This is a genomic window from Anaerococcus porci, from assembly GCF_009696575.1.
GTDB lineage: Bacteria > Bacillota > Clostridia > Tissierellales > Peptoniphilaceae > Anaerococcus > Anaerococcus porci.
Genome location: NZ_VULQ01000006.1, coordinates 138,974 through 152,640, shown reverse-complemented (window position 1 = coordinate 152,640; position 13,667 = coordinate 138,974). Strand labels below are relative to the sequence as shown.

General features: G+C 29.5%; 11 protein-coding genes and 1 rRNA gene. All 12 read right to left on the bottom strand.

The window, feature by feature from the left end; translation table 11 throughout:
- Positions 1 to 222, bottom strand: a 16S ribosomal RNA gene (locus FYJ26_RS06480); the annotation flags it as partial.
- Between the two features lie 152 nt (positions 223 to 374).
- Positions 375 to 521 carry a hypothetical protein gene (locus tag FYJ26_RS06475; RefSeq protein ID WP_154540819.1) on the bottom strand — a complete coding sequence of 49 codons (147 nt, stop codon included), beginning with the start codon at positions 519 to 521 and terminating at the stop codon, positions 375 to 377.
- An 87-nt stretch (positions 522 to 608) separates the two neighbouring features.
- A complete protein-coding gene (locus tag FYJ26_RS06470; RefSeq protein ID WP_154540817.1) occupies positions 609 to 1,064 on the bottom strand; it encodes a redoxin domain-containing protein in 456 nt (151 codons plus the stop codon).
- Positions 1,065 to 1,077: 13 nt separating this feature from the next.
- The gene (locus tag FYJ26_RS06465) at positions 1,078 to 1,452 is read right to left on the bottom strand and encodes a RidA family protein (RefSeq protein WP_154540815.1); all 375 of its coding nucleotides are present in this window, start codon (positions 1,450 to 1,452) and stop codon (positions 1,078 to 1,080) included.
- Positions 1,453 to 1,553: 101 nt separating this feature from the next.
- The gene (locus FYJ26_RS06460) at positions 1,554 to 2,654 is read right to left on the bottom strand and encodes a tetratricopeptide repeat protein (RefSeq protein WP_154540813.1); all 1,101 of its coding nucleotides are present in this window, start codon (positions 2,652 to 2,654) and stop codon (positions 1,554 to 1,556) included.
- On the bottom strand, positions 2,655 to 3,368 hold the full coding sequence (locus FYJ26_RS06455; RefSeq protein WP_154540811.1) for a hypothetical protein: 714 nt from the start codon (positions 3,366 to 3,368) through the stop codon (positions 2,655 to 2,657).
- A complete protein-coding gene (gene argS, locus FYJ26_RS06450) occupies positions 3,368 to 5,074 on the bottom strand; it encodes an arginine--tRNA ligase (protein ID WP_154540809.1) in 1,707 nt (568 codons plus the stop codon). The genes FYJ26_RS06455 and argS overlap by 1 nt, the downstream gene beginning before the upstream one ends.
- A 14-nt stretch (positions 5,075 to 5,088) precedes the next feature.
- Entirely contained in the window at positions 5,089 to 7,434 is a 2,346-nt protein-coding gene (locus tag FYJ26_RS06445) for an endonuclease MutS2 (protein ID WP_154540807.1), read from the bottom strand.
- Entirely contained in the window at positions 7,434 to 9,653 is a 2,220-nt protein-coding gene (locus FYJ26_RS06440) for a peptidase U32 family protein (protein ID WP_154540805.1), read from the bottom strand. Before FYJ26_RS06440 ends, FYJ26_RS06445 begins: the two co-directional genes overlap by 1 nt.
- Positions 9,653 to 10,174, bottom strand: coding sequence for a cell division protein ZapA (locus FYJ26_RS06435; RefSeq protein ID WP_320595345.1), 522 nt, complete (start codon positions 10,172 to 10,174; stop codon positions 9,653 to 9,655). The genes FYJ26_RS06440 and FYJ26_RS06435 overlap by 1 nt, the downstream gene beginning before the upstream one ends.
- A gap of 8 nt (positions 10,175 to 10,182) precedes the next feature.
- Positions 10,183 to 12,561 (bottom strand): phenylalanine--tRNA ligase subunit beta, encoded by a 2,379-nt coding sequence (pheT, locus tag FYJ26_RS06430; RefSeq protein WP_154540803.1) that lies wholly within the window; start codon positions 12,559 to 12,561, stop codon positions 10,183 to 10,185.
- A gap of 8 nt (positions 12,562 to 12,569) precedes the next feature.
- Positions 12,570 to 13,592, bottom strand: a complete 1,023-nt coding sequence (pheS, locus tag FYJ26_RS06425) for a phenylalanine--tRNA ligase subunit alpha (RefSeq protein WP_154540801.1) — start codon at positions 13,590 to 13,592, stop codon at positions 12,570 to 12,572.
- Positions 13,593 to 13,667 lie beyond the last annotated feature (75 nt).

Sequence of the window (13,667 nt, the reverse complement as noted above, 5' to 3'; positions counted from 1 at the left end):
TGGTCATTCCATCATGCGATGATTTGACTTTATAGGGTATTATTCTTCGTTTCCAAAGGCTATCCCCTTGTGTAAGGCAGGTTACTCACGTGTTACTCACCCGTTCGCCACTAATCCACTTTTAATCATTCCGAAGAAATCTTAAAACCTTCATCGTTCGACTTGCATGTGTTATGCACGCCGCCAGCGTTTATCCTGAGCCAGGATCAAACTCTCATTTAAAGTTCGATCTTGACTTCTGTCATTTTTTCGTTTGGTTTACTCAAAGTATTTTAACTTTGTAGTTGTAGTTATTTTGTTTTAAAGGTTCATATGTCAGCTGTTACTGACTATTTTAGTCTACCACGTCTTCGATTGTTTGTCAAATTTTTTTATTAACTTTTTTCAAGTTTCTTTTCTTTTGACTCTTCTTTCTCAGTGACGACTATTATAGTATACATTTGATATTTTGTTTTGTCAAGTCTTTTTTTGTTTTTTTTATTTTGACTTGCTCTCTCGCTTCTTTGCTTTTTTCTTTTCACAATTTGGCTTTTAATATCAATAAAATATAGCTATCTTTTTGATAGCTATATTAGTATATTATTTTTATTTTGTTTTGTCAAATATTTTTACAAATTTTTTATTACTTCTTCTATATCAGGTAATTCAGTTTGTGGATATTCTTTTGACCACTTAACAATTCCTTCTTCATCTATAATGATATTAGCTCTTTTACTAGCAGAATTTTCTTCATTAAAAATACCATAAGCCTTTGCTACTTTTCCTAATGGGAAAAAGTCTGATGCAAGTCTTACCTTATCTATGTTAATAGCACTTGCCCATGCTTTTTTTGATGGTTGAGGATCTATAGATAAGCCTATTACTACAGTCTCTCCTTTTTCTTGAATTCTATCAAAATTTCTTTCAAGAGATCTCATTTGATCGGTACATACTGCTGTAAAAGCTAATGGATGAGAAGATAGGATTACTTTTTTACCTTTGAAATCTTCTAAGTTTACATCTTTTGCATTTTGATCCTTTATATTGAACAATGGTGCTTTTTCACCCTTTTTTATAATTGTCATATCTTAACACTTATTAAATTTCAGCTATGGCTTCAATTTCTAATAAACCATCTTTTGGAAGGTGAGCCACTTGAACACAGCTTCTTGCTGGTTTATGATCTCCAAAAAATTCTGCATATACTTCATTTACAGCAGCAAAATCATTGATGTCTGCTAAGAAGATATTTACTTTGACTATTTTTTCTATACTTGATCCACCTTCTTCGATTATATTTTTAACATTTTCTAGTGATCTTTTTGTAGCTTTCTTTATATCATCTGAAATTAACTCACCTGTTTCTGGAACTAGTGGAAGTTGTCCTGATGAATATACAAATCCATTTGTTACTATTCCTTGTGAATAAGCTCCTACTGCTGCTGGTGCGTTTTTAGTTTCAATTACTTTCATTTAATCCTCCTTAAATAAAAAACGATATCTCATCTATTAACATACTTTTATTTTATCTTTAAGGCAAGTAAAAAATCCCCAAGAATATTTGGGGATTTTCCTTAGTTTAGGTTAAATTGATCTTTTATTATTTGTAGATTACGACTTAACTCATCTGATAGGTCGTCGTATGTTTCAAGATTATCTATATCTTCTTTTGCTTTTTTTAAATTTCCTAAATCTATATTTATTTGTATCCTATTATAGATCATTCTCGGATCTTCTGGATATTTTTTAAGACCACTGTTAATTATCTCTATTGCCTCTATTTTTTTATCTAAGGCATATAGGCTTATGGAATAGTCATTATAAAGTTGCCTAAATTCTCCACCCTTATCAAGGGAGTTTTCAAAAGCAAGACTAGAATTTTCATATTGTCCTATATTTTGATAACAAACTCCCAGATAATAATAGGCATCTGCTCTTTTTGTTTTTGATAATAATCTTGTAAGTATCCCCATAGCCTTTTCATAGTTTCCCTTTCCTATATAATAAAGAGCCTCTTCTATTTCGGCATTATCAAATATAGTTGATATTTTAGATCTTATTTCATCTTTTGCATCTAAATCTTCTGTTCTACGTAGGGCATTTTCATAATAACTTCTTGCTTTTATATATTCTCCAAGATTCTGGTAGATATTTCCTAATTCATAATATGATAATGGAAAATCTTCATCTTGTAAAATTATTTCTTGAAGTATTCTTAAAGCCTCTTTTATGAATTCATCCTTATATTTTGTATCTTCATATGCTTTAGGCCACAAAGCTCTTGCATAATTATAGGCATTATACTTATCAAAGGGATTTATAATATAGCCTCCCCTTAAGAGCAATAGAGCTTTTTCTGGTTTTTTATTTCCTATTTTTAAAGCTCTTTGGGCTGTATAAGCTCCTATTTTTTCTAAATAGTTTTCGAGAATTTTTATATAAGATTGCTTATACTTGAAATCAGGATCTATGGCAAGATTTATTATAAGCCCATCAAGTATTATATTAAGTTTTATTCTATTTTCAAAGTCTCCACTTATAATATTTTCTGACATATCATCAGTATATAAAGCAAGTGGCGTTTTGTTTAATAATTCATATGAAGAATCTTTTTTCAAGTCAATATATGCAAGTTTGTCTGTAAAATCTAAAAAGTATTGATCTATTTTTTTCATTTAACCTCTCATAAATTTTCTTTGCCTGTATGAATGCTTATTTAAAAATTTAAATAAGTTTCCTTTAAATAATAAAAAGAAGGTATCCCATAGAGCCAGTAACATTATAAATATTGCCTCATTAGACATATTTAATACATTTAAGCCTATTTGTTTTATTAAAACTCCTTCAATAAAAGTAAAGATTACTGCATAAACTCCCCATGTTAAAATATTATTTTTAACAAATCTAAAGGATTCCCCTATAATCGAAAATCCATAAACATTTTCTATATAAACTAATTCCAAAAAGGCTGATGTTATAATTTTAAACAAAAACAAAATCAAAATCCTAAGGCCTGGACTTAGTACTTGTGTTAGGTTATTTATAACAAGCTCCATTATATAAATACAAAATACAGCACTCATAACTAGATAGAAAAAGTTTGAGATTGAATTTTCTATAGATTTCTTCCCTGTGTTATTATATAAGACAATTGACCTTAAAGACTGAGCTATAAAGCATAAGATAGTAATCTCTATAAAATAGTTAATAAGTGATGAAAAAAGTGAAGATTCAAAAGATTGATCAAAAAAAACTATCCCCTTCATTCCTTCAAACATTGACCTTATTACTATAAAGATAAAAAGAATGTATGATTTTTTTAATTTTTTAACAGTCTCAGTAAAGGCATACTTTGAACATTCCAAAAAATCTTTTATTCTTCCCATCATTACATTTTCTCCACAGTTTTAATACCTAATAAACTTAAACCTACTTTAATCACTATCGATGTTGCGAGCGCTAGAGCAAGCCTTTGATTTTTAAGATTCTCATCATCCACCATGATTTTTGATGAATTGTAGAATTTATTGAAATTTTGAGATATTTCCATTATCTTTCTTGAAATAAGTGAAGGTTCATACCTATCTCTTGCCTTAACTATTGTGTCTTCAAAACTTCTTAGTGATTTAATTAAAATGAATTCTTCATCTGAGTTTAATAGAGAAAAATCCATAGAAGTCATTTCTACTACCCCTGCTTTTCTTAAAACAGCTTTAGCACGAGCATAAGTATATTGAACATATGGACCAGTTTCTCCTTCAAAGTTTAAAAGTTCATCCCAATCAAAGACATAGTCTTTTATCCTATTGTTGTAAAGTTCTTGGAATTTAACAGCACCTATCCCAACTATTCTGGATGTCTTATCAATATCTTCTATATCAGTATCCCTGTTTTTCATAATCTCCTTAGTTTTATTTATTGCTTTATTTAATACATCTTCTAAGAAAACAACTTGACCTTTTCTAGTTGATAGGGTCTTATCTTTTAAACTTACCATACCAAAAGGGATATGCTTACAATCTTTATAAAAATCATATCCCATAAGCTCTAATATCTTCCATAATTGCCTAAAGTGTAGGTTTTGTTGGGTTGCAACAACATATAAATTTTCATAAAAATCATAAACTTTTTTTCTATTTATGGCTGTAGCAATATCACGAGTTATATAAGCAGAAGAACCATTGGATTTTATAATAATAGCTGGTGGCAAGTCATCTTCACCTAAGTCTATAATCTTTGCCCCATCTGATTCTACTAAAAGATTTTTCTCTTCTAATTCTTTTATAACAGCTGGTATAAATTCAGAATGATAAGATTCTCCATCGTAATTATCAAAGTCTATATCTAGTAACTTATAAACCCTATCAAATTCCTTAAAGGAGATTTCCTTAAACCAAGACCAAAGTCTTACCGATTCATCTTCTCCTTCTTCAAGTTTTTTAAACTCATCTCTAGCAACATCCATCATTTCTTCATTTAAAGCCGCCTCGTTATTATATCTTACATATAAGTTTAATAACTCTTTTATGGGATTTTCATTTAGCTTATCATCATCTCCCCAAAGTTTATAGGCTGCAATCATAGTTCCAAATTGAGTACCATAGTCTCCAATATAGTTACTTGCTACAGTCTTGTATCCTAGAAAATTAAATATATTCCTAATAGCATCTCCTATAACTGTTGACCTAATATGACCTATATGGAAAGGCTTTGCTATATTTACAGATGAAAAATCTAATACTATAGTCTTTCCTTCTCCCATATTAGACCTTCCATAATCTTCTTTTTTTTCTAAAATTTCATTTAAAACTTCATTTTGTATAAATTTCCTGTCAATATAAAAGTTAAGATAGGCATTTAGATTTTCTATCTTTTCAAAATAAGTCTTTTCTTCCTTTTCTAATTTTTCTTTAATCTCTTTTGCTATAAGAGCAGGATTTTTTCTTAAAGTTTTAGCCAACGAGAAGCACGGAAAAGAAAAATCTCCCATATCATCTCTAGGTGGTATTTCAATAAGCTTATATATTGCACTCTTTTCAATGCCTAAATCCATATCACATAGCTTATTTGCTATAATTTCTTTTAAATCTCTCATTTATCCTCCAGATTCTATTTGAATTTCACTACAGTAACACCAAATCCACCTTCTTTTTCATTACCCGGCCTGTATGAATCAATTCTTGTGTTATTCTTTAGATAATCATTTATACCTTTTCTTAAGGCACCTGTCCCCTTACCATGGATGATTTTTGCTTGATCAAGCCCTGCTAAAATTGCATCATCTAAGTACTTATCGAAGTTTCTTAAAGCTTCATCATATCTTTGCCCTCTTAAATCAAGAGTTGGTGATATATACATAGCCTTTTTCGTCTTATAGATTTTGTTGATATTTTCCCTTATTTTATCCTTTGACCTAGTCTTGGTGACGTTTTTGATATTTGACTCCATTTTTAAAATACCCATCTGTACTTTTATATTACCCTTTTCATCTGGAGCTTCTATAACTTCAGCCTTTTCATTTAAGCCTTCTATAATTACTATATCTCCAACTTTTAAGGTTTCTGGGGCATTTTTGCTTAGTTTTGGTCCTATATTTTTCTCATCTCTTTCAATTCTTGATGATTTGTATTTATTTCTAATTTCATTTAAGGACCTATCAATGTTAGATGTATTAGCATTTCTAGATTTTTTAGCCATTTTCAGCATCTCTTGAGATGATTCATTCGCCGCATCTATTATTTCATTTGCCTTATCTTCTGCATCTTTTATGATTTTTTCTTTTTGTTTTTCTATTTTTTTAGAAAGATCTAGAAGATTATTACGAGCTTGTTTAATCTTTTTCTTGTAACTTTCAATCTCTTTATTTTTCTTTTCAAGATCTTTTTTGTTTTTATCCAATTGTTCTAATATTGTATTGAAGTTTTTATTCTCATCAGATAGTAAAGACTTAGCATTAGCCAAAATCTCACTATCAAGTCCCAATCTTTTTGAAATTTCAAATGCATTAGATTTTCCAGGAGTGCCTATAATTAATTTATAGGTTGGAGATAGGGTTTCTATATTAAATTCAACCGATGCATTCATTACATCTTCACTTTCTAGAGCATAATATTTAAGCTCAGAATAATGAGTTGTTGCAAAAGTCATGACCTTTTTATTTTTAAGAAAGTTTAGAATTGCTATAGCAAGAGCTGCACCTTCCGTAGGATCTGTTCCTGAACCTAGCTCATCTAATAATACTAATGATTTATCTGTAACATTTTCTGTTATTTTGACAATATTGGTTAAAGAAGCAGAAAATGTTGATAAACTCAATTCTATAGATTGGGTATCTCCTATATCTAAGAATATATCATCAAATATATTTACAAGACTATCTTCATCACATGGTATAAAAAATCCCGACTGAGCCATAAGATTTACAAGGCCTACTGTCTTTAAAGATACAGTTTTTCCACCCGTGTTTGGTCCAGTTATAATTAAGGTATTGTAACCATCTCCCATTTCTACATTTATAGGAACTACATTTCCTTTCAATAGTGGGTGGATGGCATTTTTTAGCTTTAATTTTTTCTTATCAGTAAGATTTGGCTTACTATATTTATTGGCTAAGGCAAATTTTGCTTTAGCTTGTAAGAAGTCGATTCTTGCAATAAGTTTTTGATTTTCTAAAATCTCTACATCAAAGCCTTCTACAAATCTAGAAAGCCTATCAAGTATTCTTCTTATCTCATCATTTTCTTCTATTTCAAGGTTTGATAGGTCGTTATTTAATTCAACTATAGTATGTGGTTCTATAAAAAGTGTGTTTCCACTTGCTGACCTATCATGAATAATACCATTAAAAATTGATTTTTTATTAGTCTTTACTGGAAGAACGTATCTCCCATCTCTAATTGATACAACCTTGTCTTGAAGAGCATCATCAAATTTAGATGATGATATATAAAAAGAAAGCTTATTTTTTATTTCTTCTTCCTTTTTAGTCTTTCTTTTTCTTATTGACCTAAGATTTGATGAGGCATTATCTGCTATTTCATCTTCAGATATAATAGATCTTTCTATTTCATTTTTAAGAAAATCATCTGTAGATATCCTATTAAATAAGTCTTTTATATATGAATCTTCAATATTTTCACCATACTCTTTAAGATATGCACTAGACCTTAATAAATCAAGAACTTTAAGAAGTTCAACAGGCTCAAGAACCCCTTTTTTTCTTACATATCCTATGATTTTGTTAAAATCATAAAGTCCAAAAAGATCTATATTTCCATTTTCTACTATGACTTCAAGCATGGCTCCTGTTTGGTCTAGTTCCCTTTGAATTTTTTCCTTATCATTTATGGGTCTTGTATTTAAAATCATGTCAGATACAAGCTTACTTCTAGCATAATCTTTTATCATATCTAATATCTTATCAAATTCTAAGACTTCTAAAGTTTTTGTCTGCATTAAATAACACCTCTATCATAGCCTAGATTGTTAATCTTTGTATTTTTAATATTTATAATATCATCATTATTTCTTACTAAGTATAATAAGGATACTGAGTTTTCAAGTTTTTTCAAATCAATTTTTGTGATTTTTCTTGAATAAATCCTAGATATATAATCACTTCTTTTTATATCAAATAAATTACCATCTTCATCTTCTATTTGTGAATCATTAAAAATACATTTTTCACAACCATTTAAACCACATTTTTTAATGGATGAAAATGGACAATTTCTCATATTCATAAGTTCAATTGGTCCATAAGCTAATATCTCAGTCTTGTATCTTTTAGAGTTTTTATTAATATTTTCAAAAGAGTTTTCCACAGAAGATGATATCATTTCAGAAAATTTATCATAAAAGTCAAATGAGTAGGAATTAAACACATTTAAGTATCTACCTATCCTAATTTTTAACTTATTTTTTCTTAGATCATCTATAAGAACAAAATCTTTGTAATTATTAAAAATCACTCCTTTAAATCCATTTTCTAATAAATAATTTATTAATTCTTTTTTATTATAGGACTTATCAGCATCTAATATATAATAAAGATTAAGTCCGGAAAAAGACTTATCAAATGCTCTTACATAAACATTATCAAAATCATCAAGTAAGCCTCTATCAATATTATTTGATAAGAGTTCTACATTTTTTTCTCTTTTAATTTCCCTATTTTCTTTTAAATTTCTCTTTTTAATGTTGGGATTTTTCTTATAATAAGGCTCTAGTCTTTTATTATTTAGGATATAAATTGCATTTCTTCTAAGCTCATTTATATCCTTTTTTTTAATAAAGATATTATCATCTATACTTATATTTATATTTTTTACCTTATAGATGGTGTTTCCAAGCTTTGAAAGATTTTCTCTTATATCCTCCTCACTTAAGGAAACTTTATTAGCCCTTTCTATTTTACTCTTTCCAAGAAAATTTACCTTTATATCTTTATAGCTTAAGCTTATTTTAGGATATTCCCCTAATCTTCCTACAAAAGAAATATCAAGCGGAAGATTTTTATAGGAACTTAGTCCATCTTCTAAATTTTCTTTAAGAATTGATGAATTTAATAAACTTATATTTGAGCCTATTTTTGCATCCTTAAAATCTTTTAATTTTAAGACATCTCCATTATTTAAGTCACTTGTTAAGGTAAGTGGTAGGGTCTTGTTTTTCTTTGTTACAACCTCAAGGATAGATCCCTTTCTTAGCTTTGAGTTTGACTTAAAAAACTTATCCTTTGATTTTTCAAAAACTTTTCCTATAACCCTATGTTTATTTTCATTACTTAAAGCAAGATAGTTTCTTTTTTGTCCAAAAATAAAACCCTTGGTATAAGATCTGTTTGATATATCTTCTATTTCGTCATTATTATATGTAGATTCTTCAAGCATACTTTTATAGTTTCTTACAGTATTATAGACATATTCATCTGTCTTCATACGACCTTCTATTTTCAAAGAATCTACTCCTGCTTTTACTAACTCTTCTATATTATCTATTGTATTTAAATCCTTCATTGAAAGATAGTAATCATATCCTAATACCTTGCCATTATTTATAAGCTTATATTTTTTTCTACAAATTCCAGCACACCTACCTCTGTTAGCAGACCTTCTACCTAAATAAGATGATAAAAGACACTCCCCAGAGTAAGATACACAAAGTGAGCCATGAACAAAAACTTCCGTATCTATTTCAAGCTTTGCTATTTTTTTTATCTCATCTATTGGGGTTTCTCTTGCTATAACTATCCTATCAAATCCTAAATCTTTAAGGGCTTTAGCACCATCATAATCTTTTATTGCCATTTGAGTTGAAGCATGAAATTCAATCTTTTTTTCTCCATCTCTTTTTATGTCTTTTATTAGAGAGTAAAATCCAATATCCTGAATTAATATTCCATCTGCGCCATACTCAATTAATTTTTCAAGATATGATAAAGCCTTGTCCATCTCTTCATCTTTTATTAGGGTATTTATAGTTATAAATACCTTCCTATCAAATAGATGAATCAGATCGATTACTTCCTTTATATTATCAATTGAAAAGTTTTTAGCATAGGCTCTCGCCCCAAAATCATCAAGAGCCAAGTAAAAGCTACAAGCCCCTGCGGCAAGACCTGCATACAGCATGGACATTTTACCAACAGGAGCTAATATTTCAGTATTTCTCATTATAAGTCCTTTTCAAGCTCCTTGACCTTCTTGTTAAGGTCAAGGTTATCATCTTGAAGTTTTTGTAAGTTTTCTCTTAATTTCTTAAGATTATTATCTTTAGACTTTATAATCTTATCCTTATTCTCAATTTCTTGCTTAATCTTATTAATAACTGAATTTAGATCGTCTATTTTTTTCATAGATTCCATAAAATCATCTTTAGATTTTTCAAAGTCAGCTTTAACTTTCTCATAATCCATAATTAAGGATTGGTAATCATCCCTTAGCCTTGGATACTTTTCTATAGGCTCTTTAGCCTCATCTTTTAATTTTTTATGTTTTATTAAGAGATTATACATCTCATCTGTTATATTTAGGGCTGCAAGTAATAATTGATTTTCACGTGTAAGCTTATCATTGTCAACTTCTTTAATTTTTTTGTCAACATAAGCTGCTATTTGTTGTATTTGAGTCTTGTCTAATTCACTAGTTAAAGTGTAATCCATGCCAGCAATATTAACCTTGATTTTTTCTGCCACATTTTCTCCTAACTACGTAAAACAACGTCTTTTTCTTCCAAATCCTTTAAAAATTCTTTTTCAATTTTTTCAACTTCCTCATCTTTTAGTGTCCTATCGCTTTTACCGAAAGCCACCTTATATGAGATTGATTTTTTACCTTCTTCAATTTGTTCACCTTGGTAAATATCAAATATTTCTATACTTCTTACAAGACCTTTTGCTCTAGTTATTATTATATCCTCAATCTTCCTGCTTTCTACATTTATATCACAAATAAACGAATAGTCACGTAAACTTGATGGATACTTATCTAAAGGCTTGTATCTTATATCTGTAAGTCTTTTATCAGCAATTAATGAGAGATCTATCTCTAATGCTAAAGCAAGTCCTTTGATATTATAGGCTTCAAGACTTTCATAAGATATTTGACCCATTATTCCTATCTTTTTTCCATCAAAATAAATATTGGCACAACGTCCTGAATGGAAAGCTTTGACATTTTCTTCAGTTTTAAATTCAAAACCTCTAAATCCGGTTCTTGCCATGGCCTTTATAAAGAAATCCTTAAGATTATAAAAAGTGTAATTTCCGTAAAGTCCCATACTTAGGTATTGTCTTTCTGAAGGAAGTTTCTCACCTGTTTTTATAAAACTTGTACCAATTTCATAAAATCTTAAATCTTTTTGTTTATAAGATAGGTTTTTTGAGATTGTAGTGAGCATGTTTGCAAGTAAGGTAGTCCTCATTACAGAGTAGTCTTCTCCCAAAGGATTAATTATTTTTACAAAATCTCTAAGTTTTGAGTCCTCATTTATACCTAGCTTATCATATTCCTTTGGTGATATAAATGAGTATGTTGTGATTTCTGAAAATTGTTGACCAAAAAGATTGAGTTTTAAATCATCTTTTAATAATCTCATAGGAGATTTCTCTCCTCTTTGAAGTGATGAGTATAGTGGTTTTGAAATAACTTTTCCCATACCATATAGCCTTGCAATCTCTTCTATAAGATCAGCTTCTATAGAAATATCCATCCTAAAATGAGGGATTTTCGCTATTATTGTGTCTTCATCTAAATCCCTTACCTCAAATTCTAAGGATTTAAGATAACTTATAGCTTCATCCTTAGAAAATTCATGTCCTATTAAACTATTTAGTCTAGATATCCTAAGTTTAACTTCGTTTTCTTCGCTATTTTTATAACCTTCATCAAAGCTATCTTCAAGCACTTCTCCAAGTCCTAAATCTGTTATTAATTTCATTACTCTTTTTGATGCAAATTCAGAATTTTCTACTGAAATTTGTTTTTCAAATCTTGAACTCGCTTCACTTCTTAGATTTAAACTTTTAGATGACTTTCTAATATTATCTGAATCAAAGTTTGCAGATTCTAGTAGGATAGTCTTTGTGTTTTCTGTAATTTCGCTATCCATCGAACCCATAATTCCTGCAATACCTATAGCCTCTTTTCCGTCAGCTATAAGAAGTACATCTGAGTTAAGTTTTCTTTCTACACCATCTAATGTTTTTATGAGCTCTCCTTCTTTTGCATCTCTTACTATAATTTTTCTATCAGCAAGACTTTCAAGGTCATAAGCGTGAAGTGGTTGGCCTGTTTCAAGCATTACAAAATTTGTTATATCTACTATGTTATTTACAGGTCTCATACCAGCAAGCATTAATAAGTTTTTAAGCCATTGTGGAGATTCTCCTACTTTAACATTTTTTACAATTCTTCCTGTATATCTTTTACACTTATCTGATTTAATTTCAATTTTCTTAAAGTAATCTTCCTTTTTATCAGATACAGTAGGATAATCTATTGATGGATAGGATATCTTACTATTAAATGATGCTGCAGATTCTCTTGCCATTCCTATTATAGATAAACAGTCAGGTCTATTTGGAGTAATTTCATACTCAATTACTGGGGTGTTTGAATATAAAACTTCAATTGCAGGTGTTCCAGGCTTAAATTCAGAAGATAGTACAATAACTCCATCCTTTGATTTTTTTTCAATAAGAGAATCATCATATCCTATTTCCTTATATGAAGTGAGCATACCTTGGCTTGTTATTCCAAAAAAATCATGATCATCTATTTTTTGTCCATTAATAGTAGAACCAGATTTTATAACTATAAGATAATCTCCCTCTTTAGTATTTTTAGCTGAGGTTACTATAGTGATTTCACTTCCTATATCTATAGTTAGAACTTGTAATTTATCTGCATTTGGATGCTTTACTTGTTTTAAAACTTTTCCTACTACAAGTCCTTCAAGTTTATCAGAAATGGTATATACACTTTCAACATGTGAACCTGTTTCTGATAGTCTATCTGTTATTGTCTTTAAATCTTTATCTAATTTTATATAATCTTTTTGCCAAATTAAAGGTACTAACATTTCTCCTCCTAGAATTGTTTAATAAATCTCTTGTCATTATCAAATAGTAATCTAATATCATCTAGTCCATACTTAACCATGGCAATTCTATCAACTCCAAGACCGAAGGCAAAACCAGTATATTTTTCACTATCTATTCCACAATTTTCTAATACATTTGGATGAACCATTCCTCCACCTAAAAGTTCCATTGACCATCCAGTATTTGAGCAAGCAGGACATCCCTTGCCACCGCATGATGGACAAGTTACATCAACTTCAAGTGATGGTTCTGTAAATGGAAAATGGTGAGGACGATAACGCATCTTCATGTCATTGCCAAACATTTCTTTTATAAATGTTTCAAGTGTTGATTTAAGATTTGCAAGAGATGCATTCTCATCTACAACTAAACATTCCAATTGATGAAACATTGGTGAGTGAGTTGCATCGACTTCGTCGTTTCTAAATACTCTTCCTGCTGATACCATCTTAATCGGAAGTTTTCCTTCATTCATAACACGAATTTGCATGCTAGATGTATGTGGACGAAGAAGAGTATCTTCATCTATATAGAAAGTATCTGAAAGAGATCTTGAAGGGTGATTTTTAGGTGAGTTAAGATCATCAAATACATTTTTTACAGTATCAATTTCTGGCCCCTCTACTACATCAAATCCCATATTTTGAAATATTTCTTCAAGTTCAGCCATAGTTTGATTTATAACTGAAAAATGTCCAGTTTCATAGATGTCAAAATTTGCAGTTACATCTATCTTTTCTTCCTTTATCTTTTTTTCTAGAAGTTCTTTTTTTATTATTTCTTTTCTCTTTTCTAGTATTTTTTCAACTTCTCTACTAGTTTCATTTATAAGCTTTCCTGCCATTGGTTTTTCTTCGTTTGGAAGTTTGGAAATATTTTTCTTAAAAGCTGTAATCTTTCCCTTTTTTCCTAAATACTTAACCCTTAACTCTTCTAAGGATTTAAGGTCTGTTTTTTCTTCTATTGCCTTTGTAGCTTCTTCTACCAAGGCCTTTAATTCTTCTTTCATATAATCCTCCAATAATTTTTGGTACAAAAAAACTGCCCTATAAAAGGACAGACTAGCCTGCGGTACCACCTAATT